General features: G+C 66.4%; 20 protein-coding genes. 17 read left to right on the top strand and 3 right to left on the bottom strand.

Annotation, left to right across the window (positions count from 1 at the left end):
- Positions 1-418: 418 nt before the first annotated feature.
- The 4 genes from rpoB (at position 419) to gltX (ending at position 11,025) form a co-directional block, all read left to right on the top strand.
- Positions 419-4,612 (top strand): DNA-directed RNA polymerase subunit beta, encoded by a 4,194-nt coding sequence (gene rpoB, locus V5F89_RS01895; protein ID WP_338446574.1) that lies wholly within the window; start codon positions 419-421, stop codon positions 4,610-4,612.
- A 118-nt stretch (positions 4,613-4,730) separates the two neighbouring features.
- Complete coding sequence (gene rpoC / locus V5F89_RS01890) at positions 4,731-9,056, top strand: DNA-directed RNA polymerase subunit beta' (RefSeq protein WP_338446573.1); 4,326 nt, start codon at positions 4,731-4,733, stop codon at positions 9,054-9,056.
- 163 nt (positions 9,057-9,219) lie between these two features.
- Positions 9,220-9,654: a hypothetical protein gene (locus tag V5F89_RS01885; RefSeq protein WP_338446572.1), complete on the top strand. Its 435-nt coding sequence runs from the start codon at positions 9,220-9,222 to the stop codon at positions 9,652-9,654.
- 27 nt (positions 9,655-9,681) lie between these two features.
- Positions 9,682-11,025 (top strand): glutamate--tRNA ligase, encoded by a 1,344-nt coding sequence (gltX, locus tag V5F89_RS01880; protein ID WP_338446571.1) that lies wholly within the window; start codon positions 9,682-9,684, stop codon positions 11,023-11,025.
- A 6-nt stretch (positions 11,026-11,031) separates the two neighbouring features.
- Here gltX and V5F89_RS01875 read toward each other — a convergent pair whose 3' ends face one another.
- On the bottom strand, positions 11,032-11,670 hold the full coding sequence (locus tag V5F89_RS01875; protein ID WP_338446570.1) for a cation diffusion facilitator family transporter: 639 nt from the start codon (positions 11,668-11,670) through the stop codon (positions 11,032-11,034).
- A 59-nt stretch (positions 11,671-11,729) separates the two neighbouring features.
- A complete protein-coding gene (gene pyk / locus V5F89_RS01870; protein ID WP_338446569.1) occupies positions 11,730-13,184 on the bottom strand; it encodes a pyruvate kinase in 1,455 nt (484 codons plus the stop codon).
- A gap of 47 nt (positions 13,185-13,231) precedes the next feature.
- On the opposite strand from pyk, the gene V5F89_RS01865 reads away from it, so the two are divergent.
- The 11 genes from V5F89_RS01865 to V5F89_RS01815 all read left to right on the top strand — a co-directional run bounded on the left by V5F89_RS01865 (position 13,232) and on the right by V5F89_RS01815 (position 20,028).
- Positions 13,232-13,555, top strand: coding sequence for a DUF1244 domain-containing protein (locus V5F89_RS01865; RefSeq protein WP_338446568.1), 324 nt, complete (start codon positions 13,232-13,234; stop codon positions 13,553-13,555).
- 96 nt (positions 13,556-13,651) lie between these two features.
- Positions 13,652-13,888: a DUF2312 domain-containing protein gene (locus tag V5F89_RS01860; RefSeq protein ID WP_338446567.1), complete on the top strand. Its 237-nt coding sequence runs from the start codon at positions 13,652-13,654 to the stop codon at positions 13,886-13,888.
- A gap of 96 nt (positions 13,889-13,984) precedes the next feature.
- Entirely contained in the window at positions 13,985-14,866 is an 882-nt protein-coding gene (locus V5F89_RS01855) for an SDR family oxidoreductase (protein ID WP_338446566.1), read from the top strand.
- Between the two features lie 12 nt (positions 14,867-14,878).
- The gene (locus V5F89_RS01850; protein WP_338446565.1) at positions 14,879-15,226 is read left to right on the top strand and encodes a heavy metal-binding domain-containing protein; all 348 of its coding nucleotides are present in this window, start codon (positions 14,879-14,881) and stop codon (positions 15,224-15,226) included.
- Positions 15,227-15,240: 14 nt separating this feature from the next.
- Positions 15,241-15,702 carry an AAC(3)-I family aminoglycoside N-acetyltransferase gene (locus tag V5F89_RS01845; RefSeq protein WP_338446564.1) on the top strand — a complete coding sequence of 154 codons (462 nt, stop codon included), beginning with the start codon at positions 15,241-15,243 and terminating at the stop codon, positions 15,700-15,702.
- Between the two features lie 93 nt (positions 15,703-15,795).
- Positions 15,796-16,539: a YebC/PmpR family DNA-binding transcriptional regulator gene (locus V5F89_RS01840; RefSeq protein ID WP_338446563.1), complete on the top strand. Its 744-nt coding sequence runs from the start codon at positions 15,796-15,798 to the stop codon at positions 16,537-16,539.
- 133 nt (positions 16,540-16,672) lie between these two features.
- Complete coding sequence (ruvC, locus tag V5F89_RS01835; RefSeq protein ID WP_338447485.1) at positions 16,673-17,143, top strand: crossover junction endodeoxyribonuclease RuvC; 471 nt, start codon at positions 16,673-16,675, stop codon at positions 17,141-17,143.
- 7 nt (positions 17,144-17,150) lie between these two features.
- The gene (locus tag V5F89_RS01830; RefSeq protein ID WP_338446562.1) at positions 17,151-17,465 is read left to right on the top strand and encodes an antibiotic biosynthesis monooxygenase; all 315 of its coding nucleotides are present in this window, start codon (positions 17,151-17,153) and stop codon (positions 17,463-17,465) included.
- A gap of 118 nt (positions 17,466-17,583) precedes the next feature.
- Positions 17,584-18,555, top strand: a complete 972-nt coding sequence (locus V5F89_RS01825; RefSeq protein WP_338446561.1) for a CorA family divalent cation transporter — start codon at positions 17,584-17,586, stop codon at positions 18,553-18,555.
- Between the two features lie 85 nt (positions 18,556-18,640).
- A complete protein-coding gene (locus V5F89_RS01820) occupies positions 18,641-18,991 on the top strand; it encodes an arsenate reductase (protein ID WP_338446560.1) in 351 nt (116 codons plus the stop codon).
- Complete coding sequence (locus tag V5F89_RS01815; RefSeq protein WP_338446559.1) at positions 18,970-20,028, top strand: glycerophosphodiester phosphodiesterase; 1,059 nt, start codon at positions 18,970-18,972, stop codon at positions 20,026-20,028. Before V5F89_RS01820 ends, V5F89_RS01815 begins: the two co-directional genes overlap by 22 nt.
- On the opposite strand, the gene ubiG is transcribed toward V5F89_RS01815, so the two are convergent.
- On the bottom strand, positions 20,025-20,783 hold the full coding sequence (ubiG, locus tag V5F89_RS01810; protein ID WP_338446558.1) for a bifunctional 2-polyprenyl-6-hydroxyphenol methylase/3-demethylubiquinol 3-O-methyltransferase UbiG: 759 nt from the start codon (positions 20,781-20,783) through the stop codon (positions 20,025-20,027). The genes V5F89_RS01815 and ubiG overlap by 4 nt on opposite strands.
- Before the next feature lie 80 nt (positions 20,784-20,863).
- On the opposite strand from ubiG, the gene V5F89_RS01805 reads away from it, so the two are divergent.
- Both V5F89_RS01805 and V5F89_RS01800 read left to right on the top strand, forming a co-directional pair.
- Positions 20,864-22,144: an aspartate kinase gene (locus tag V5F89_RS01805; RefSeq protein WP_338446557.1), complete on the top strand. Its 1,281-nt coding sequence runs from the start codon at positions 20,864-20,866 to the stop codon at positions 22,142-22,144.
- Positions 22,145-22,228: 84 nt separating this feature from the next.
- Entirely contained in the window at positions 22,229-22,894 is a 666-nt protein-coding gene (locus tag V5F89_RS01800) for a helix-turn-helix domain-containing protein (protein WP_338446556.1), read from the top strand.
- The last annotated feature ends 16 nt before the right edge of the window (positions 22,895-22,910 follow it).

The raw sequence follows: 22,910 nt of genomic DNA, 5'->3' as shown, positions 1-22,910 counted from the left end.
AAAATTCCTTTCGCTACTCGCCATACACTACTCGCCATACAATTGCCACAATTGCCCGAAGTTCCCCGATCGACGGAATATAATCGCCGCTTCCGCTGCAACGACGCAGATCGACACCGATCTGGGACGCGCGCAGCGAGCGTTCCCGGCATCCGCCGCGTGTTGACAGCGCGGGGGCGAAATCCTACATGCACGCCCGACCGCACGCTTCGAGCAAGGTCCGTTCATGCGCGGGATCGGACCAAGGGATGGAAGCGGCTTTCCATATTCGCGACGTTCGATCGAGCTGCAGCAGGCCCCGCAAGGGCGCTGTGCTGCGGCTTTCCGGCGTCTCGCGGGATGGCACTCGCGCAACGCATGATTTTCAAGGCCGGCGGCGCAACGCTTCCGGCGCAGCACGAAGAGGCGAATCACCTCCATGGCGACCAAGGCTAAGGCGACCGGCGCGAAGGCATCGGCCAACACCGGCACCGCGAAGAAGCGCATCCGCAAGATTTTCGGCGACATCCACGAAGTGGTGCAGATGCCGAACCTGATCGAGGTGCAGCGCGAGAGCTACGAACAGTTCCTGCGCTCCGACCCTTCGATCGGTTACGTCTCGGGTCTCGAGAAGACCCTGCGCAGCGTGTTCCCGATCCGCGACTTCGCCGGCACGGCCGAGCTGGACTTCGTCCACTACGAGCTTGAACCGCCCAAGTACGACACGACCGAATGCCGCCAGCGCGGCATCACTTACGCGGCGCCGATGAAGGTGACGCTGCGCCTGATCGTGTTCGAGGTCGACCAGGAGACCGAGACCCGCTCCGTCCTCGATATCAAGGAGCAGGACGTCTACATGGGCGACATGCCGCTCATGACCGAGAACGGCACGTTCCTCATCAACGGCACCGAGCGCGTGATCGTGTCGCAGATGCACCGTTCGCCGGGCGTCCTGTTCGATCACGACCGGGGCAAGACGCATTCGTCGGGCAAGCTGCTGTTCGCCGCGCGCGTGATCCCCTATCGCGGATCGTGGCTCGATTTCGAATTCGACGCGAAGGACATCGTCAACGTCCGTATCGACCGCAAGCGCAAGCTGCCGGTCACCTCGCTGCTCTATGCCCTCGGCCTCGATAGCGAGGAAATCCTTCACTACTTCTACGACACCGTCGTGTGGGAACGGGTTTCGGGCAAGGCCGGCGAAGGCTGGAAAATGCCGTTCGTGCCCGAGCAGTGGCGCGGGGCCAAGCCGGCGTTCCCGCTGGTCGACGCCGCCACCGGCGAGGAGATTTTCGCCGCCAACCAGAAGATTTCGCCGCGCGCCGCCAACAAGGCGAAGAAGGACGGGCTGGAAAACCTCCTGATCCCAACCGAGGAAATCATCGGCCGTTACGCCGCCAACGACATGATCGACGAATCGACCGGCCGCATCTGGGTCGAGGCGGGCGATGAGATCGGTCCCGAGAACCTGGAACTGCTCGACAAGGCCGGCGTCGACCGGATCGCGCTGCTCGACATCGATCACGTCAACACCGGGCCGTGGATCCGCAACACGCTGAAGGTCGACAAGGCCGAAAACCGCGACGAGGGGCTGGAGGCGATCTACAAGGTCATGCGCCCCGGCGAGCCGCCGACGAAGGAAACGGCAGAGGCGCTGTTCGAAGGCCTGTTCTTCGATCCCGAGCGCTACGACCTTTCCGCCGTGGGTCGCGTGAAGCTCAATATGCGCCTCGGCCTCGATGCCGAAGACACCGTCACCACGCTGCGCAAGGAAGACATCCTGACCGTGGTGAAGGAACTGGTCGGCCTGAAGGACGGCAAGGGCGAAGTCGACGACATCGACAACCTCGGCAACCGCCGTGTCCGTTCGGTCGGCGAGCTGCTGGAGAACCAGTACCGCGTCGGGCTGCTGCGCATGGAGCGCGCGGTGAAGGAGCGCATGTCCTCCGTCGACGTGTCGACCGTGATGCCGAACGACCTGATCAACGCCAAGCCGGCCGTGGCCGCGGTGCGCGAGTTCTTCGGCTCCAGCCAGCTCTCGCAGTTCATGGACCAGACCAACCCGCTCAGCGAAGTCACCCACAAGCGCCGCGTCTCGGCGCTCGGGCCGGGCGGTCTCACCCGTGAGCGTGCCGGCTTCGAAGTGCGCGACGTGCACCCGACGCACTATGGCCGCATCTGCCCGATCGAAACGCCCGAAGGGCCGAACATCGGCCTCATCAACTCGCTTTCGACTTTCGCGCGGGTCAACAAGTACGGCTTCATCGAAACGCCTTACCGCAAGGTGGAGGACGGCAAGGTGACCGGCGAGGTCATCTATCTGTCCGCGATGGAAGAGCAGAAGCATGCTGTCGCCCAGGCCTCGGCCGAGCTTAACGAGGACGGTTCGTTCGTCGAGGAGCTGGTTTCGGCCCGCCAGGAAGGCGAGTTCGTGATGCTCCCGCGCGAGCAGATCACGCTGATGGACGTCAGCCCCAAGCAGCTCGTTTCGGTCGCCGCCTCGCTGATCCCGTTCCTCGAGAACGACGACGCCAACCGCGCGCTGATGGGGTCGAACATGCAGCGCCAGGCGGTCCCGCTGGTGCGGGCCGAGGCGCCGTTCGTCGGCACCGGCATGGAAGAGACCGTGGCCCGCGATTCGGGTGCCGCGATCGCCGCGACCCGCGGCGGCGTGGTCGACCAGGTCGACGCGACCCGCATCGTGATCCGCGCGATCGGCGATGTCGAGCCCGGCCAGTCGGGGGTCGACATCTACACCCTGCAGAAATTCCAGCGTTCGAACCAGAACACCTGCATCAACCAGCGCCCGCTGGTGAAAGTGGGCGAGACGGTCGAGCCGGGCGACATCATTGCCGACGGTCCCTCGACCGATCTCGGCGAACTGGCGCTGGGCAAGAACAGCCTCGTCGCCTTCATGCCCTGGAACGGCTACAACTACGAGGACTCGATCCTCATTTCCGAGCGTATCGTGAAGGACGACGTCTTCACCTCGATCCATATCGAGGAATTCGAAGTCATGGCGCGCGACACCAAGCTCGGGCCGGAGGACATCACCCGCGACATCCCCAATGTCGGCGAGGAGGCGCTGCGCAACCTCGACGAGGCGGGTATCGTCTACATCGGTGCCGAAGTGCATCCGGGCGATATCCTGTGCGGCAAGATCACGCCCAAGGGCGAAAGCCCGATGACGCCGGAAGAAAAGCTGCTGCGCGCGATCTTCGGCGAAAAGGCCAGCGATGTGCGCGACACCTCGCTCCGCCTGCCGCCGGGCGTGTCGGGCACCGTGGTCGAAGTTCGCGTGTTCAACCGTCACGGGATCGAGATCGACGATCGTACCCGCGCGATCCAGAACGAGGAAATCGAGCGCCTGCGCAAGGATAGCCAGGACGAACGCGCGATCCTCAACCGTGCGACCTACAACCGCCTGCGCGACATGCTGCTGGGCCAGACCGCCTCTGCGGCACCGAAGGGAACCAAGAAGGGCATCGAGATCACCGAGGAGGTGCTCGAGAGCGTCGATCGCCACGAATGGTTCAAGTTCGCAGTGGCGGACGACAATCGCCAGGCGCAGATCGAGGCCGTGAAGTCGCAATACGACGAGGCGATCAAGGTCATCGAAGAGAAGTTCGAAGACCGCAAGGAGAAGCTCGAGCGCGGCGACGAACTCGCGCCCGGCGTGCTCAAGATGGTCAAGGTCTTCGTCGCGGTGAAGCGCAAGCTGCAGACCGGCGACAAGATGGCCGGGCGCCACGGCAACAAGGGCATTATCAGCCGCGTCCTGCCGGTCGAGGACATGCCCTTCATGGAAGACGGCACCCCCGTCGACATGGTGCTCAACCCGCTCGGCGTGCCTTCGCGCATGAACGTGGGGCAGATCTTCGAAACCCATCTGGGCATGGCCGCGCGCGGCCTGGGCCAGCAGGTTGCCGCCGCGCTGGAGGAATGGCGCGCCGCCAACCCCGACCCGCAGGCGGGCAAGCCGCCCGAGGCGGTTCGCGAGACGTTGAAAGAGGTCTACGGCGATCAGTACCACGACGAGATCGAGGCGCGTTCGCCGGCCGAGATCGTCGAACTGGCGGGCAATCTGGTCAAGGGCGTTCCGATGGGCACCCCGGTGTTCGACGGTGCCCGCGAAGCCGACGTGACCCGGATGCTGGAACGTGCCGGGCTCGACGGTTCGGGCCAGGTGACGCTGTATGACGGGCGCACCGGCGATGCCTTCGACCGCAAGGTGACCGTCGGGCACATGTACATGCTCAAGCTGCACCACCTGGTCGACGACAAGATCCACGCCCGCTCGATCGGCCCCTACTCGCTCGTCACCCAGCAGCCGCTGGGCGGCAAGGCGCAGTTCGGCGGCCAGCGCTTCGGCGAGATGGAGGTCTGGGCGCTCCAGGCCTATGGCGCCGCCTACACGCTGCAGGAAATCCTCACCGTGAAGTCGGACGACGTGATCGGCCGGACCAAGGTCTACGAGGCGATCGTCAAGGGCGACGATACGTTCGAGGCGGGCATTCCCGAGAGCTTCAACGTGCTCGTCAAGGAAATGCGCAGCCTGGGCCTCAACGTCGAACTCAAGTCGCTGACCGAGGACGAGGACGACGCGGACCAGTGGCCGGAGGCGGCGGAGTAACGCGCTTCTCCCCCTCCCGCTTGCGGGAGGGGGTCGGGGGGTGGGCCTGATCGCCCGCCCGGAACAAGACCCACCCCTAACCCCTCCCGCAAGCGGGAGGGGGACAAAGGAAGAAGAAATGAACGAACTGACCAAATTCACCAACCAGCTCGCCAAGCCCGAGACGTTCGACCAGATCCAGATCGGGATCGCCTCGCCCGAGCGTATCCGCAGTTGGTCGTTCGGCGAGATCAAGAAGCCGGAAACGATCAACTACCGCACGTTCAAGCCCGAGCGTGACGGCCTGTTCTGCGCGCGCATCTTCGGCCCGGTGAAGGACTACGAGTGCCTGTGCGGCAAGTACAAGCGCATGAAGTACAAGGGCGTCGTGTGCGAAAAGTGCGGCGTCGAGGTCACCGTGACCAAGGTCCGCCGCGAGCGTATGGGCCATATCGAACTGGCCGCGCCGGTCGCGCATATCTGGTTCCTCAAGTCGCTGCCGAGCCGCATCGGCCTGCTGCTCGACATGCAGCTCAAGCAGCTCGAGCGCGTGCTATATTTCGAGGCCTATATCGTCACGGAGCCGGGCCTGACGCCGCTGGAGAAATTCCAGCTCCTGACCGAGGACGAACTGCTCGAGGCGCAGGACGAATATGGCGAGGACGCCTTCACCGCCGGGATCGGCGCCGAGGCGGTCAAGCACATGCTGATGGATCTCGATCTGGAGCAGGAGCGTGCGGACCTGCTCGAAGAGCTGGAAACCACCAAGTCCAAGCTCAAGCCGGCCAAGATCATCAAGCGTCTCAAGGTCGTCGAAAGCTTCATCGAATCGGGCAACCGCCCCGAATGGATGATCCTCGAAGTCGTGCCGGTCATCCCGCCCGAACTGCGCCCGCTGGTGCCGCTCGACGGCGGCCGCTTCGCGACCTCGGACCTCAACGACCTCTATCGCCGTGTCATCAACCGCAACAACCGGCTGAAGCGGCTGATGGAGCTGCGCGCGCCGGACATCATCGTCCGCAACGAAAAGCGCATGCTGCAGGAAGCGGTCGACGCATTGTTCGACAACGGCCGCCGCGGCCGCGTCATCACCGGCGCCAACAAGCGTCCGCTCAAGTCGCTCAGCGACATGCTGAAGGGCAAGCAGGGCCGCTTCCGCCAGAACCTTCTCGGCAAGCGCGTCGATTATTCGGGCCGCTCGGTCATCGTGACCGGGCCGGAGCTGAAGCTGCACCAGTGCGGCCTGCCGAAGAAGATGGCGCTCGAGCTGTTCAAGCCGTTCATCTACGCCCGCCTCGACGCCAAGGGCCTTTCGATGACCCTTAAGCAGGCGAAGAAGTGGGTCGAGAAAGAGCGCAAGGAAGTCTGGGACATCCTCGATGAGGTGATCCGCGAGCACCCGGTTCTGCTGAACCGTGCGCCGACGCTCCACCGCCTGGGCATTCAGGCGTTCGAGCCGGTGCTGATCGAGGGCAAGGCGATCCAGCTTCACCCGCTGGTCTGCGCCGCGTTCAACGCCGACTTCGACGGCGACCAGATGGCCGTGCACGTTCCGCTGAGCCTCGAGGCGCAGCTGGAAGCGCGCGTGCTGATGATGTCCACCAACAACATCCTCTCGCCGGCCAACGGCAAGCCGATCATCGTTCCCTCGCAGGATATGGTGCTGGGCCTCTATTACCTCTCCATGGACCGCGAGGGCGAGCCGGGCGAGGGCATGGCGCTGGCCGACATGGCCGAAGTGCACCAGGCGCTGCATGTCGGTGCCGTCACGCTGCACTCCAAGATCACCAGCCGCGTGCCGCAGGCGGACGAGAACGGCGAGATCGCGATGAAGCGGTTCGAGACCACGCCGGGCCGGATGCTGATCGGCGAATGCCTGCCCAAGAGCCACAAGGTGCCGTTCGACATCGTCAATCGCCTTCTGACCAAGAAGGAAATCGGCGACGTCATCGACCAGGTCTATCGCCATACCGGCCAGAAGGACACGGTGCTGTTCGCCGACGCGATCATGTCGCTGGGCTTCCGCCACGCGTTCCGCGCCGGCATCTCGTTCGGCAAGGACGACATGATTATCCCGGGCGAGAAGGAAAAGCTGGTCGAAGAAACCAAGGCGCTCGTCGCCGATTACGAGCAGCAGTATCAGGACGGCCTGATCACCCAGCAGGAAAAATACAACAAGGTGATCGACGCCTGGAGCCGCTGCGGCGACCAGGTGGCCGATGCGATGATGGAGATGATCAAGGCCCGGCCGAAGGACGAGAACGGCCGCGAGGCGGAAATCAACTCGATCTACATGATGAGCCATTCGGGCGCGCGTGGTTCGCCCGCGCAGATGAAGCAGCTCGCCGGGATGCGCGGCCTGATGGCCAAGCCTTCGGGCGAGATCATCGAACAGCCGATCATCTCGAACTTCAAGGAAGGCCTGACCGTCCTTGAATACTTCAACTCGACCCACGGCGCCCGCAAGGGCCTGGCCGACACCGCGCTCAAGACGGCGAACTCGGGTTACCTGACCCGCCGCCTGGTCGACGTGTCGCAGGACTGCGTGATCGTGGAGGAAGACTGCAAGACCGAAAACAGTCTGGAAATGCGCGCGATCGTGCAGGGCGGCTCGGTCATCGCGTCGCTCGGCGAGCGCATCCTTGGCCGGACGGTGGCCGAGGACATCGTCGATGCCTCCAGCGGGGAAGTCATCGTCAAGGCCGGCACTCTGCTGGACGAGGCGATGGTCAAGGCCATCGAGGACGCCGAAGTGCAGCAGGCGAAGATCCGTTCGCCGCTGGTCTGCGAGGCCGAGCAGGGCGTTTGCGCGCGCTGCTATGGCCGCGATCTGGCCCGGGGCACGCCGGTCAATATCGGCGAGGCGGTCGGCGTGATCGCCGCGCAGTCGATCGGCGAGCCGGGCACCCAGCTGACGATGCGGACGTTCCACATCGGCGGCGCGGCGCAGCTCAACGAAACGAGCCATCTCGAAGCGGTGTCGGACGGCAAGGTCGTCTATCGCGACATGCCGACCATCGCCGACAAGAAAGGCCGCATCCTCAGTCTCGCCCGCAACGGCGAGCTGGCGGTGATCGACGCCGAAGGGCGCGAGCGCGAGATCCACAAGGTGCCCTACGGCACCGTGCTGATGTTCGAGGACGGCGCCAAGGTGAAGGAAGGCGACCGGCTGGCCGAGTGGGATCCGTTCACCCTGCCGATCATCACCGAGCAGTCGGGCGTCGTGCGCTATCAGGACCTGATCGACGGCACGACGATGGAAGAGCGCGTGGACGAAGCGACGGGCATTGCCCAGCGCGTCGTCACCGAGCTGCGCACCAGCGGGCGCAAGAAGAAGGAAGATCTGCGTCCGCGCCTCACCCTGCTGGGCGAGGAAGGCGACAAGAAGGGCGAGGAAACCGAGGCTGCGCGCTACATGCTCGCACCCGGTACGTCGCTTTCGGTCGAGGACGGCCAGCGCGTCGAGGCGGGCGACATTCTCGCCCGCGCCTCGCGCGAGGCGGCCAAGACGCGCGACATCACCGGCGGTCTGCCGCGGGTGGCCGAGCTGTTCGAGGCGCGTATTCCGAAAGACAACGCGATCATTGCCAAGATTTCGGGCAAGATCGAATTCGTTCGCGAATACAAGGCCAAGCGCAAGATCGCGATCGTTCCGGAGGAGGGCGATCCGGTCGAATACCTGGTGCCCAAGACCAAGGTGATCGACGTTCAGGAAGGCGACTTCGTCAAGAAGGGCGATACGCTGATCTCGGGCAGCCCCAATCCGCACGACATTCTGGAAGTGCTCGGGGTCGAGGCGCTCGCCGAATACCTCTGCACCGAAATCCAGGAAGTCTACCGGCTCCAGGGCGTGAAGATCAACGACAAGCACATCGAGGTGATCGTTCGCCAGATGCTGCAGAAGGTCGAGATCACCGATGGCGGCGACACCACGCTGCTGCCGGGCGAGCAGGTCGATCTGGGCGAGATGAACGAGATCAACGCGAAGCTGCCGAAGGGCAAGAAGCCGGCCGAAGGGCATCCGATCCTGCTCGGCATCACCAAGGCGAGCCTGCAGACGCGCAGCTTCATCTCGGCCGCTTCGTTCCAGGAAACCACCCGCGTGCTGACGCAGGCGGCGGTCGAAGGGAAGAAGGACACGCTGGTCGGTCTGAAGGAAAACGTGATCGTCGGCCGTCTCATTCCCGCCGGCACCGGCGCGGCGATGAACCGGGCGCGGGTCACCGCCTCCAGCCGCGATGCGGCCTTGCGGGCGACGTGGAAGAAGCAGCAGGAAGCGCTGCTCGCCGCGCAGACAGCCGCCGAGGAGCATGAGGCCGAACTGGCGCAGGGCCCCGAAGCAGCGGTCGGCGACGATCCGCTCGCCCGGGTCGAGGGCGAAACCCACGGCACCGACGCCGATGCCGGCGAATACCTGCAGCAGTCGGACGAAGGCGAAACCGCCAAGGCTGCGGACGAGGAATAAACCCCTCGCGAGCGCAGGCAACGAGCCCCGCCGGAGCGATCCGGCGGGGCTTTTTCGTGCGGCCGTTCGGGGCTAGAGTGAATGTCGGCGACACGGCGTCCGGTGCGCGTCGACCGCGCCGAAAACGACACCGGGCCGTGACCGCAACCGATGGAGCGCCGACATGTCCCGCCACTTGCTCGTTATCGTCCCCGCCGTCCTGCTCGCAGCGTGCCAGCCAGCGGCCGATCCCGCCGGTCCATCCGCCCCGGCCGCGCCGGTCGAGGACAGGGCCCCCGCTTCGCTGGTCGGCGAATATCGCGTCGCCGGGATCGACGGCGCCGAATTGGGGGGAGATATCGGCATCGGTCTGTCGATCACCGAAACCAACATCTTCTATCAGCCGCGCTGCGCCGGATTCGACTGGACCTATACCTACGAGGCCGGCGCGCTGACGACCGAGCGGCCGGCCGACAGGCCGGTCTGCGCGATCGGCGTCCCCCCGGAACAGCGGCGTCTAGCGTCCGCGCTCGATTCCGTCACCCGGGCCGAGCGGACCCCAGCGAACGGCATCGAGCTGACCGGCGGCGAGCGCAGCGTCACCCTGTTCTCGCAATAGGTGCAAGGCTCGGCTATCGGGCCGTCCATGACAACGACCACCCGTTTCGCCCCTTCGCCGACCGGACGGCTGCACGTCGGCAATCTCCGCACCGCGCTGCACAACTGGATGCTCGCGCGCAAAGGCGGTGGGCGTTTCCTGCTGCGGATCGACGACACCGACGCAGAGCGCAGCCGCGAGGAATATGTCGCAGCGATCCGCGCCGATCTCGCATGGCTGGGGCTGGAGCCGGACGGCGAGGAGCGGCAGTCCGAGCGGCTCGATCTCTACGAGCGCGCCTTCGAAACGCTGCGCGCCGCCGGCCGGGTCTATCGCTGCTACGAAACCGCGCAGGAGCTGGAGCTGAAGCGCAAGATCCTGCTCGGCCGCGGCCTGCCGCCGATATACGACCGCGCGGCGCTGGCGCTGACCGAGGCGGACCATGCCGAAAAGGCCGCGGCCGGCATTGCGCCGCACTGGCGTTTCCGCCTCGACCATGACGCACCGATCGCATGGGAGGACGGCGTGCGCGGGTTGCAGAAGTTCGATCCCGCGCAGCTTTCCGATCCCGTGATCCGCCGGGCCGACGGATCGTGGCTCTATATGCTGCCGAGCGCAGTGGACGATCTGGCGATGGGGATCACCGACGTGCTGCGCGGCGAAGACCATGTTTCCAACACCGCGGTGCAGATCCAGATGTTCGAGGCGCTGATCGCAGCCGGCCACCCCGGCCAGGTGCCCCGCTTCGCGCACGAGGCGTTGCTGGTGGGCAGCGAGGGCAAGCTGTCGAAGCGGCTGGGCTCGCTCGGCTGCGACGCTTTCCGCGAACGCGGGATCGAGCCGCAGGCGCTGGTTGCGCTGCTGGCGCGGCTCGGCACCGCGCTGCCGGTCGAACCGATCGCCGAGCGCGGGGAGCTGATCGAAAGTTTCGACCTCGCGACATTCGGCCGCGCCCCGGCGAAATTCGACGATGCGGAGCTGGAGCGGATCAATGCCGCGGTCGTTCACCGGCTCGATTTCGACGCGGTCGCGGGCCGTCTGCCCGAAGGGATGGATGCCGCCGGATGGCACGCGATCCGGCCCAACCTCGCGCATGTCGGCGAAGCGGCGGAGTGGTGGCGGCTGGTGACCGGCCCGATCGAGCTGCCGGCGTTTTCCGATGGCGATCGCGCTTACTTGCGCGAAGCCGCGCGCCTGCTTGCATGGGACGAAGATCCCTGGCGTTCGCTCACGACCGCGCTGAAAGAGGCCACGGGGCGCAAGGGCAAGGCCCTGTTCCTGCCGCTGCGCCAGGCGCTGACGGGGATGGACCACGGCCCCGACATGGCCGAACTGCTCCCGCTGATCGGGGAGGCCGAGGCAAGGGCGCGATTGGAAAGCGCTGCGGCCTGATCGCGCTCACCCGCTCGATGCAGGGTCCATGCGCAGCTGCGGCCAGGCCTCGCGCAGGACGCGGACCGCCGAACGCAGGATGATCGCCGCCATCGCCAGGCCGACGACAATGTCGGGCCAGGGCGAATCGAACAGCGCGACCGCGCCCGCGGCGAACAGCACGCCGACGTTCGAGATCACGTCGTTGCGCGAACACTCGACCGTGCTGGCCATGTTCACGTCCTGCTCGCGGAATTGCCACAGCAGGCGCAGGCATACGAGATTGGCGCCGAGCGCCAGTGCGCCGAACGCCAGCATCAGGGTGGAGGACGGCGGTACGCCGCTCGCGATCTTGAGGCCCACATTGACGAGAATGCCCAGGCCGAGCACGAGGATGAAGAGCCCCTTCGTCACTGCCGCGCCCGCTTTCCACCGGTCGCTGCGGTCGAGAGCGTAAAGACTGACTCCATAGATCAGCGCATCGCCCAGCATATCGGTCGCGTCGGCCATTAGCGCCGCCGACCCGGCGATCAGCCCGGCGCCGAATTCGGCCAGGAACATTACGGAATTGATCGCCAGAACGGCGATGAGCACGCGGCGCTGCCCCGATCTGCGCGCGAGACGTTCGAGTTCGGGGCCTTTCGCAGAGCAGCAGTCGTCCGCCATTCCGCGCGGTATGGCGCGACAGGCGGGGCGGATCAACCGCGCACCGCCGCCGCGGCCGATCAGTGCGCGCGCTTGTCCAGCTCGTCGCCCGTCAGGGTCACGACGTGAAGCAGGTTGGTGCTGCCGGGCGTTCCGAACGGCACCCCGGCGAGCGCGATCAGCTTGCTGCCCGCCTTGCCGAAGCCGTGGCGCAGCGCCATGCGCTTGCCCTTGGCGATCATCTCTTCGAAGCTGCCGATATCCTTGGTCGCCACCGCGTGCGCGCCCCACAGCAAGGCGACGCGGCGCGCCGTCGCCAGCGAGGGGGTCAGCACCAGCATCGGCACGCTCGGCCGTTCGCGCGCCACCCGGCGGGCGGTGCTGCCCGATCCGGTAAAGACGGTGATTGCCGAGATCGCCACGGTGTCGGCGATCGTCATGCAGGCGTGCGACAGCGCATCGGCGGTTGTCCGATCGGGCGGTGTGTCGAGAAAGCGGACCCGCCCCAGATAGGCATCGTCGCGCTCGACCTGGGTGGCGATCTTGTCCATGATCGTCACCGCTTCTTCCGGCCATTCGCCGGCGGCGGTCTCCGCGCTCAGCATGACCGCGTCGGCCCCGTCGTAAACGGCATTGGCGACGTCGGACACTTCGGCGCGGGTCGGCGCCGGGCTTTCGATCATCGATTCGAGCATCTGGGTCGCGACGATCACCGGCTTGCCCGCCATGCGCGCCTTGTTGACGATCTTCTTCTGCAGCGGCGGAACCTCCTGCGGCTCCAGCTCCACGCCCAGATCGCCGCGCGCGACCATGATGCCGTCCGCCAGTTCCACGATCTCGTCGAGACGCCGCACGGCCATCGGCTTTTCGATCTTGGCGCACAGCGATCCGCGCCCGCCCATCAGCTTGCGCGCCTCGGCCAGGTCCTCGGGCCGCTGGACGAACGAGAGACCGATCCAGTCGGCCCCCTGCTCCATGGCGAAGGCGAGGTCGCGCCGGTCCTTTTCGGTCAGCGCGGGGATCGGCACTTCGGCATCGGGGACGTTCACGCCCTTGCGGTTGGAGATCATGCCGCCGACTTCGGCCGAGCAGAAAATCTCGTTGTCGTCGGCGCGGATCACCCGCAGGCGAATCTTGCCGTCGTTGATCAGCAGCCGCTGCCCCTTGGCGAGCAGGCCGAACAGCTCGGGATGCGGCAGGTGAACGCGGGTTTCGTCGCCCGGTTCGGGATTGCGATCGAGCGTGAAGTGGCCCGAATGGCGGATCACGGCCTGCCCGTCCCTGAACTCGCCGACGCGCAGTTTCGGCCCTTGCAGGTCGCAGAGGATCGCGATCGGGCGACCGAACTCCTTTTCCAGGGCGCGGATCGCCCGGATCGTCTGGGCATGGGTGGCGTGATCGCCATGGCTCATATTGACGCGGAAGGCGTCGGCACCGGCACGGAAAAGCTTGCGCAGCATCTCCGGTTCGCGGCTGGCGGGGCCTGTCGTGGCCAGGATTTTGACCTTGCGGGCGCGCGGATCGAGCTTTTGCATGTGCGATGCGCTATGCCAGACGAACGTTGCAAGACAAGGAAAACGCGATGACGGATACGAATTCCTCCGACCCGCTCGACCGGCTCGACGACGAAGTGGCGGCCGCCGCCTTCCGCCGGCTGGTTCGCCACCTGCGCCACCGGCACGATGCGCAGAACATCGATCTGATGGGGCTCGCCGGGTTCTGCCGCAACTGCCTGGCCGACTGGATTCGCGAGGCAGGCTATGCCGGCGACAAGGCCGCGGCGCGCGAACTGATCCACGGCATGCCGCAAGACGAATGGAAGGACCGCTACCAGTCCCCCGCGACCGAGGAACAGATCGCCCGGATGGAAGCCAGCCTGACTCGCAATCGCGCCGATTTGCGCTGAAAGCGCGCAAGCTGTGGAAAGGCGGGTTCACCGCCCCCCACGCGCCCGCTAACGGACGGGCCGAACGATTCTTGCCTTATTTCGGAGAAGCACCAGATGGCTGAAACCACCGACGATCGCCTGCGCCTGCTGATCGAGCGCATCGAGCGCCTCGAAGAGGAGAAAAAGGGGATCGCCGACGACATCCGCGATGTCTACGCGGAGGCCAAGGCCGTCGGCTACGACACCAAGATCATGCGCCAGGTCGTTCGCCTGCGCAAAATGTCGCCCGACGACCGTGCCGAAATGGAAATGGTGCTCGATACCTACAAGGCCGCGCTCGGGCTGGGCTGACGTTCCTGCCGGTCGAACCGTGAAGCTGTCCGGAACGGGCGACGCCGCGCGGCGGTTGGTTCTGCATGTCCCCAAGCGACAATGCAGGAGCCACCGATGGCGGATAAAGACCTGAAGACACTCGACAAGGCGCATATCGACGAGACCGGCGAGGAACCCGGCCTGCCCGGCCACGAATCGGCGCTGGAGCCCAAGCCCGACTGGCAGCCGCGCTATCCCGGATCGGGGCGGCTGAAGGGCAAAGTGGCAATCGTTACCGGCGGCGACAGCGGGATCGGCCGCGCGACGGCGGTGCTCTTCGCGCGCGAGGGGGCGAATGTCGCGATCGCCTATCTCGAAGAGCACGACGACGCCAACAAGACCCGCGCGCTGTGCGAGGCGGAGGGCGCCGAAGTGCTCCTGTCCGCCGGCGATCTGGGCGATCCGAAACACGCCGACGGTTTCGTGCGCGCGGTGATCGACAGATGGGGGCAGCTCGACGTGCTGGTGAACAATGCGGGCGAGCAGCATCCCGACGAGGACGTGACCGATATCACCGAAGAGCAGCTTCAGCGCACGTTCCAGACCAATATCTTCTCGATGTTCTATCTCACCCAGGCCGCCCGGCCGCATCTCAAGGCCGGCGCCGCGATCGTCAATTGCACCAGCGTGACGATGTACAAGGGCTCTGGCGGCTTGCTCGACTATTCGGCGACCAAGGGCGCGATCACTGCCTTCACCCGTTCGCTGAGCGAGAACCTGGTGGGCGACGGCATCCGCGTGAACGCGGTGGCGCCCGGGCCGATCTGGACGCCGCTGAACCCCTGCGGCGGCGCGCCGCCCGAAAAGGTCGAGCATTTCGGCGAGGACACGCCGATGGGCCGCCCGGGCCAGCCCAACGAAGTGGCGCCGGCATTCCTCTTCCTTGCCTGCGAGGATTCGTCTTATATGTCGGGGCAGGTCCTGCACCCCAACGGCGGGATCGTCGTCAACGGCTGAGGAACGAACGGCATGGCAGGTCCCTGGAAGGACGCGCGCGGGATTATCGTCACCACCACGCATACGATCGAAGGGCGTCCGATTCAGGACTATCTCGGCGTCGTCACCGGAGAGGTGATCGTGGGGGCCAACCTGTTTCGCGATCTTTTCGCCAATATCCGCGACATCGTGGGCGGGCGTTCGGGCAGTTACGAACGCATCCTGCGCGATGCGCGCGAGCAGGCGATCGAGGAACTGCAGGCCGAATGCGGGTCGCGCGGCGGCAATGCCGTGGTCGGGGTCGATCTCGATTACGAGGTGATCGGCGATACCGGATCGATGCTGATGGTCTCCGCCAGCGGGACCGCGGTGAAGATCTGACGGAAGATCCGACGATGGATCGCGCGTTCACGGTTGCGCGGCTGGGGCCGGACGACCTGCCGCGCTTTCGTGCGATGAACCGCCTGTTCGGCGAAGTCTTCGACGACCGCGAAAGCTACGCTGCGCATCCGCCCGACGACCGCTATGCCGGGGCGCTGCTTGCCCGGCCCGATACGGTGCTGCTCGTGGCCGAGGCGGGGGGCGAAACCGTCGGCGCGCTTGCCGCTTACGTCTTGCCGAAGTTCGAACAGGCGCGGAGCGAAATCTATCTCTACGATCTGGCAGTGGCCGAGCCGTGGCGCCGGCGCGGGGTCGCGACCGCCCTGATCGACGAGGTTCGCCGGATCGCGCGCGAGATCGGCGCCTGGGTGATCTACGTCCAGGCCGATACCGGGGCGGAAGATGCGGCGGCGATCGCGCTCTACGACAAGCTCGGCACGCGCGAGAACGTTCTGCACTTCGATATCGCGCCCTGATTGCCCGGCCCTTCATGCTTCGCTAGGAGCGGCTGACGATGCGGCCCGCGCCGAACGTGGTGCCCGCATGATCCACACAGATCGTAGGTGACCATGGCAGGCCATTCCAAGTTCAAGAACATCATGCACCGCAAGGGTGCGCAGGACAAGAAGCGCTCCAACCTGTTCTCCAAGCTCAGCCGCGAGATCACCGTCGCGGCCAGGATGGGCGCCCCCGATCCCGACATGAACCCGCGCCTGCGGCTGGCGGTCAACAACGCCAAGGCGCAGTCGATGCCCAAGGACAATATCCAGCGCGCGATCGACAAGGCGAGCGGCGGCGACGACGAGAATTACGAGGAAGTCCGCTACGAAGGCTATGGCCCGGGCGGGGTGGCGCTGATCGTCGAGGCGCTGACCGACAACCGCAACCGCACCGCCACCGCCGTGCGCACCGCCTTTTCCAAGAACGGTGGCAATCTCGGCACCGAAGGCTCGGTCGCGCACGGGTTCGAGCGCAAGGGCCTGATCGAATACCCGGCGAGCGTGGGCGACGAGGAAAAGGTTCTCGAAGCCGCGATCGAGGCGGGTGCCGACGACGTCGAAAGCGACGAGAACGGCCACACGATCTGGACCGAGATGGAGGCGCTGCACGAAGTCGCGGGCGCGCTGGAAAAGACGCTGGGGGAGGCGGAGAACGTCAAGCTCGCGTGGAAGCCGAACATCACCGTGGAGATGGACGAAAGCTCCGCCGGCACCCTGCTCAAGCTCGTCGACGCGCTCGACGACGACGACGACGTCCAGACCGTGTGGGGCAATTACGAGATTCCCGACGCGGTGATGGAGAAGCTGGGTTGAAGAAGCTCCTCCCCCTTGGGGGGAGGTGGCGACCCGAAGGGTCGACGGAGGGGGCCTGGCGTCAGCCACCGGCCCCCTCCACCACCCGGCTGCGCCGGGCGATCCCCTTCCCCCGGAGGGGGTGGTGCTTGTCGTGCTGATCCTCGGCCTCGACCCATCGCTCAGTTGCACCGGCTGGGGCCTGGTGCGGGCGGAGGGCGCGCGGCTGTCGCATGTCGCCAACGGACAGGTTCCGACCGATTCGGGGGCGCCGATGGCGCAGCGGCTTGCCGCGCTTCATCGCGCGATTGCCGAAATCGTCGCGCACCATCGTCCCGACCGCGCTGCGGCAGAGGAAGTCTTTGCCAACAAGAATCCGCAGTCGACGCTCAAGTTGGCACAGGCCCGCGGCGCCGTGCTCGCCGCCTGCGGCGCCGCTGGACTCGAAGTGCGCGAACATGCCGCCCGGCTGGTGAAGAAGGCCGTCGTGGGCACCGGCGGGGCGGACAAGCGGCAGGTTCAGGCCATGCTCAAGGTCCTGCTTCCCGGTGCCGCCATTGCCGGGCCCGACGCGGCCGACGCGCTGGCGGCGGCGATCGCCGACGCGCATCTGGGAGGGAGGTAGCAGGCCGATGTTCCTTGTCGTTTTCCGCAACCGCAAGCGCGCCGATATCGACTACGCCGCATACGAAGCCGATGCGCAGCGCATGCTCGAACTCGCGCAGGCGCAGCCGGGCTTCGTCTCGTTCAAAAGCTACACCAGCGAGGATGGCGAAGTGATCGCGCTGTCCGAATGGGAAGACGAGGCCGCCGCGCGCGGCTGGGGGCGGGTCGCCGAACACCGGATCGTCCAGACCCGCGGGCGCGAGACGTATTACGAAAGCTATACCCTGTTCGCCTGCCTCGACCCCCGCATCCACCGATTCGAAAACGGGGACAGGTCATGAGGGCGGCGATCGGGAACGAAACGCAGCGCGGTCCGCAGGCCGGTCGATCGTGCGCGAAGCCGCCGAAACCCCGGCTCGCCGGTCTTGCCTGCCCGCCTGCTTGCCCCAGCCGGTCGGCATGACCGAAAGTGCAAGCCCCGTTGTTCTGCGAGCGCTGGTGTCGGAGAACGGCACGGTCGCCGAACTCCCGCCCGGCGAGGTCGCGGCCTACCGGGGCGACGGCTTCGTCTGGCTCCATGTCGAAGGGGCAGGGAAGAACGGCCGCCCCGATCTTCCCGCCTATGTCCCCGACCATGCCGCCAATGCCCTGCTCGCCGGCGAGACCCGTCCGCGCTGCGACGAGGTCGACGAGGCCGTGCTCATCAACTTGCGCGGCACCGGGCTGGAGGCGAAGCCCGACAGCGACCGGCTGGTCTCGATCCGCGTCTGGGTGGAAGGCCGGCGTGCAACCTCTGTTACGCGCAACCCGCTTGCCGCGCTCGGCAAGGTGGAGGCTGCGATGCGCGCAGGCCGATTGCGCGACGGCGGCGATTTCGTCGCCGCGCTGGCCCAGGCGATCAGCACCGAACTCGATCCCGAGGTCGCCGCCCTGGGCGACCGGCTGGACGAATGCGAAGGCGAGATAGAGGAGGCCGACATCTACGCGCTGCGGCGCCGTATCGCCGCCTTGCGTTCGCAAGCCATCGCGCTGCGGCGCTTCGTGGCGCCCGACCGGGATGCGCTTTCCACCATGGCGCAGCTCGAATTCGAATGGATCAGCAAGGAAGACCGGATGCATCTGCGCGAGGCGGCGGATCGCTTCGCCCGCATGGCCGAGGAGCTGGAGGCGGTCCGCGAGCGCGCAGCGCTGCTGCACGAGCAATTGACCGACCTTCGGGCGGAGATCGTCGATCGGCGGTCACTGGCCATTGCCGTCGTCGCCTTCATCTTCCTGCCGCTGACTTTCGTCACCGGGCTGCTGGGGATGAACGTCGAGGGCATACCCTTTGCCCGGGAAGAGTGGGCCTTCTGGGGCGTGCTCGGCTTCTGCCTGCTGATCGCGGCCATCGTGCTCGGGTGGTTCGCCGCGCGGCACTGGCTGGAAGACTGACCGGCAATTCGCCATATCGGCGTTCGCCCCGGCCCGGGAACAAGGACCCTTGCGAAGACTGCCGACATTACAAGGTATCGAGGTTATGACTGACATTCACGTTTACGGCATTCCCAACTGCGACACGGTCAAGAAGGCGCGCAAGTGGCTCGATGCGCGCGGAGCGGACTACGTGTTTCACGACTACAAGAAGGAAGGCGCCGATCCGGCGCGGCTGCGCGAATGGATCGCGGCAGCGGGGGTGGACAGGGTGCTCAACCGGCGGGGCACGACCTATCGCAAGCTGTCCGATGCGCAGAAGGCCGATATCGACGCGGACAAGGCCGTAACGCTGCTGCAAGAACACCCGAGCATGATCAAGCGTCCGGTGGTCGAACATCCGGGCGGCTTGCTGATCGGTTTTGCGGAGGACGAATGGGACGCGGCCTTTTCCTGAGCGTGCTGGCGCTGCTGGGCGCCGGCATTGCCGTGCCTGGCGGGGCGCAGGATTTCGGCGAGCCGCTGGTCATCGCCCATCGCGGCGCCAGTGGCGAGCGGCCCGAGCATACGCTGGCGGCTTACGAACGGGCGATCGATCAGGGCGCCGACTATATCGAGCCCGATCTCGTCGTCACGCGCGACGGTGTGCTCGTGGCGCGCCACGAAACCGAGATTTCGGGCACGACCGATGTGGCCAAACGGCCCGAGTTCGCCGACCGGCGCCGCACGCGCACGATCGACGGCCATACCGTGACCGGCTGGTTCGCGGAGGACTTCACGCTTGCCGAACTGCGGCGGCTGCGGGCGAAGGAGCGCCTGCCTGCGCTGCGTCCGGCCAATGCGCGATACGACGGGCTCTATCAGGTGCCGACGCTGGCGGAAGTGATCGCCCTCGTCCGCGCCAAGGAGGCGGAAACGGGGCGCCGGATCGGCATCTATCCCGAACTCAAGCACCCGGGGCATCTGCGCGAACAGGCCGGGATCGACACGGTGGCGTTGCTGCTGCGCGAGCTGGCGGAGGCGGGAATCGGGGCGGAGGATCCGGTCTTCATCCAGAGCTTCGAGATTGCGCCCCTGCGCCGGCTCGATGCCCTCAGCGATTACCGCCTGGTGCAGCTCGTCGCGGCCGAGGGCGGTCCGGCGGACGCGCCGGCGCTGCGCTATGCCGATATGGTCACGATGGCGGGCATGGAACGGATCGCCGAATATGCCGATGCGGTCGGCGCGGATATCCTGCTGGCGATCGAGATCGACGGCACGCCGAGCGGGCTGGTGAGCGCGGCCCACGCCGCCGGGCTGCAGGTCCACGCCTGGACCTTGCGCAAGGAAAACGCCTTCCTCCCGCCATCGCTGCGCCGCGGGGAAGACGACGCAGCCCGCGGCTGCCCGGAGAAGCTCTGGACGATCCTCGCGCGAACCGGAGTGGATGGCATCTTCACCGACGATCCGGCCATCGCGGTTGCGGCGCGCGACGGCGCAAGCTGCCCGGGCTAGGCGCGCCGCGCGGTGACGATATAGTTCAGCGCCAGGTCGTCCGACAGGTGCAGGCCTTTCGCGGGGGAGAAGGCAATGCCGCGCGGTTCGCCCATCGTCAGCCCGGCATCGGCCAGCAGGCCGCGCAGATCCTCGGGCGTTACGAAGTCATCCCAGTCGTGCGTGCCGCGCGGAATCGCGCCGACCGCCTCGGCCGCGCCGACCAGCAGCAGGCGCGAACGGAGAGTGCGGTTGGGAGTGGAGAGGATCATCAGTCCGCCCGGCGCCAGACGGTTCGCCAGCGCGGCGAGGAACGCGGGCTTGTCCGCGACATGCTCGATCACTTCCATCGATGTCACCAGGTCGAAGGTACCGAGATCGAGCGTGGCGACATCACCGGCGATATAGCGGATGTCGAGCCGGCTCCCTTGCGCATGATGCGCGGCGGCGGCGATGTTCTCCGGCGCGGCGTCCACGCCCGTCACCTCGGCGCCGAGGCGCGCCAGCGGTTCGCACAGCAGGCCGGCGCCGCAGCCGATATCGAGCGCGCTCAACCCGGCGAGCGGCTTCGGCGCGCGTCGGTCGCCGCCCCAGTGCGCATCGATCGCCTCGCGCAGGAAGGCGAGCCGCACGGGGTTGAGCCGGTGCAGCATGGCCGAGGCGCCTTTCGGGTCCCACCAGTCGCGCGCCAGGGCGCCGAAGTGTTCGGCCTCGCGCGGGCGGATGGTTTGGCCGCCCCTAGAATTGGTTTCACCCGAGATTGTTGCATCGCCCATGCGCCACCCCTAACAGCGCGCAGGGACCGGCACCAGCGCCCGCATTCGAGGCGGGCTCCAAGGCAGGGGAGCGACGAGACGTGGCGCGCATAGTGATGAAATTCGGCGGCACCTCGATGGCCGGGACCGAGCGCATCCGCCGCGTCGCCAATATCGTCCGCAAGCAGCAGGCCGCCGGGCATGAGGTGGCGGTGGTCGTCTCGGCCATGGCGGGCGAGACCGACCGGCTGGTCAATTTCTGCCGCGAGGCCAATGCGCTTTACGACCCGGCCGAATACGACGTGGTGGTGGCCAGCGGCGAGCAGGTCACCAGCGGCCTGCTGGCGCTCACGCTGCAATCGCTTGGCTGCAAGGCGCGGTCGTGGCTGGGCTGGCAATTGCCGGTGCGCACGGTGGAAGCCCACGCCAAGGCACGGATCGACGCGATCGATTCCGATGCCCTCGTCGCCTCGATGGCGGCGGGGGAGATCGCGGTCATCCCCGGCTTTCAGGGCATCGGCGGCGACGGGCGGCTGACCACGCTGGGGCGTGGCGGTTCGGATACCTCGGCCGTGGCCGTCGCGGCGGCGGTCGGCGCCGACAGGTGCGACATCTATACCGACGTCGACGGGGTCTATACCACCGATCCGCGGATCGTGGCCAAGGCGCGCAAGCTGAAGGCGGTGACGTACGAGGAAATGCTCGAACTCGCCTCGGTCGGTGCGAAAGTGTTGCAGACCCGGTCGGTCGGGTTGGCGATGAAGGAAGACGTCCGTATCCAGGTGCTGTCGAGCTTTATCGGCGACGACGCGGTGGCGGCGGACGATCTTCCCGGCACGATGATCGTATCCGAAGAAGAGATGAATCAACTAGTGGAGAAGGGCGACATGGAACGCCAGCTCGTCACCGGCATTGCGCACGACAAGAACGAGGCCAAGGTCATCCTCACCCGCGTGCCCGACAAGCCGGGCGCGGTCGCCTATATTTTCGAACCGCTCGCCCAGGCCTCGATCAACGTCGACATGATTATCCAGAACGTCGGCCGCGACAAGGGCGAGACGGACGTGACCTTTACCGTCCCGCAGGCCGACCTCGCGCGCGCGCAGGCCCTGCTGGAGGACCGGCGCGGCGATATCGGGTTCAACCGGATCATCACCGATTCGAAGATCGCGAAGATTTCGGTCGTTGGGGTCGGGATGAAGAGCCATGCCGGCGTCGCCGCGACGATGTTCCGCGCGCTTTCCGATCGCGGGATCAATATCCAGGCGATTTCCACCAGCGAGATCAAGGTTTCGGTGATGATCGACGAGGACGAAACCGAGCTTGCCGTGCGCGTCCTCCACACCGCCTACGGCCTCGACGTGGACGACGAGGCGGCATAGCGCGCCGTTAGCCGGCCTTCCGCCGGCCCGGCTAACCTTTCCTTAACTCGCATGTCGGAGCCTCTCCGCCGAAAGGAAGGGCGAATGGCGATTGCGGCACATCTCGAGGAGAAGCGCCCGTCGGGCGACAAGCGACGCGCCCCGCGCAGGGCGTTGCGCCTCGAAACGATCGGGAGCGGCCCGTCGGGGGGCGGGCACCCGGTGCGGATCCACAACGCGTCGACAACCGGCCTCCTGCTCGAAAGCCCGGTCGAACTTGCCGTCGACGATCCGATCGATATCGATTTCCCGGAAGCCGGCATGGTCTCGGCGCGCGTCGTCTGGACGAGCGGCACGCTCTACGGCTGCCGCTTCGACGAGCCGCTGTCGGCTGCGGCCCTTTCCGCGGCCGAATTGAAGAGCGAAAGCGGCCTCGATCTCGGCGAGAGCGGCCGGCCGCCCCAGGGGCTGGGCGAATCGTTCGGCGGCAGGCTCCAGCGCCTGCGCAAGGAGCGCGGGCTGACTCTGGCGCAGCTCGGCGATCGCCTGGGTGTTAGCAAGCCCACGGTGTGGGCGTGGGAAAAAGGCAAGGCACGCCCACTCGACAGCCGCATCGGCGCGATTGCCGATGTTCTGGGCGTCTCGCGCGAAGCCCTGGACGAGGCGGAAGGAAGCGCCGGGTTACGCGAGGCCCTCGCACGCAGCCGCAATTCCATCGCCCGTGCCTATGGTATCGATCCGGGCAAGATCCGCATAATGATCGAACTGTAGCGTCGCAGATCTGCGA

This window comes from Pelagerythrobacter marensis (assembly GCF_036700095.1).
In the GTDB taxonomy this organism is placed as follows: Bacteria; Pseudomonadota; Alphaproteobacteria; order Sphingomonadales; family Sphingomonadaceae; genus Pelagerythrobacter; species Pelagerythrobacter marensis_A.
The sequence above is the reverse complement of the archived record's forward strand: the minus strand, read 5'-3'. Positions and strand labels throughout refer to the sequence as shown.

Bases quoted from the DNA above. Each gene is read 5' to 3' on its own strand.
- rpoB (WP_338446574.1), top strand. From the start codon at position 419: ATGGCGACCAAGGCTAAGGCGACCGGCGCGAAGGCATCGGCCAACACC.
- rpoC (WP_338446573.1), top strand. From the start codon at position 4,731: ATGAACGAACTGACCAAATTCACCAACCAGCTCGCCAAGCCCGAGACG.
- V5F89_RS01885 (WP_338446572.1), top strand. From the start codon at position 9,220: ATGTCCCGCCACTTGCTCGTTATCGTCCCCGCCGTCCTGCTCGCAGCG.
- gltX (WP_338446571.1), top strand. From the start codon at position 9,682: ATGACAACGACCACCCGTTTCGCCCCTTCGCCGACCGGACGGCTGCAC.
- V5F89_RS01875 (WP_338446570.1), bottom strand. From the start codon at position 11,670: ATGGCGGACGACTGCTGCTCTGCGAAAGGCCCCGAACTCGAACGTCTC.
- pyk (WP_338446569.1), bottom strand. From the start codon at position 13,184: ATGCAAAAGCTCGATCCGCGCGCCCGCAAGGTCAAAATCCTGGCCACG.
- V5F89_RS01865 (WP_338446568.1), top strand. From the start codon at position 13,232: ATGACGGATACGAATTCCTCCGACCCGCTCGACCGGCTCGACGACGAA.
- V5F89_RS01860 (WP_338446567.1), top strand. From the start codon at position 13,652: ATGGCTGAAACCACCGACGATCGCCTGCGCCTGCTGATCGAGCGCATC.
- V5F89_RS01855 (WP_338446566.1), top strand. From the start codon at position 13,985: ATGGCGGATAAAGACCTGAAGACACTCGACAAGGCGCATATCGACGAG.
- V5F89_RS01850 (WP_338446565.1), top strand. From the start codon at position 14,879: ATGGCAGGTCCCTGGAAGGACGCGCGCGGGATTATCGTCACCACCACG.
- V5F89_RS01845 (WP_338446564.1), top strand. From the start codon at position 15,241: ATGGATCGCGCGTTCACGGTTGCGCGGCTGGGGCCGGACGACCTGCCG.
- V5F89_RS01840 (WP_338446563.1), top strand. From the start codon at position 15,796: ATGGCAGGCCATTCCAAGTTCAAGAACATCATGCACCGCAAGGGTGCG.
- V5F89_RS01830 (WP_338446562.1), top strand. From the start codon at position 17,151: ATGTTCCTTGTCGTTTTCCGCAACCGCAAGCGCGCCGATATCGACTAC.
- V5F89_RS01825 (WP_338446561.1), top strand. From the start codon at position 17,584: ATGACCGAAAGTGCAAGCCCCGTTGTTCTGCGAGCGCTGGTGTCGGAG.
- V5F89_RS01820 (WP_338446560.1), top strand. From the start codon at position 18,641: ATGACTGACATTCACGTTTACGGCATTCCCAACTGCGACACGGTCAAG.
- V5F89_RS01815 (WP_338446559.1), top strand. From the start codon at position 18,970: ATGGGACGCGGCCTTTTCCTGAGCGTGCTGGCGCTGCTGGGCGCCGGC.
- ubiG (WP_338446558.1), bottom strand. From the start codon at position 20,783: ATGGGCGATGCAACAATCTCGGGTGAAACCAATTCTAGGGGCGGCCAA.
- V5F89_RS01800 (WP_338446556.1), top strand. From the start codon at position 22,229: ATGGCGATTGCGGCACATCTCGAGGAGAAGCGCCCGTCGGGCGACAAG.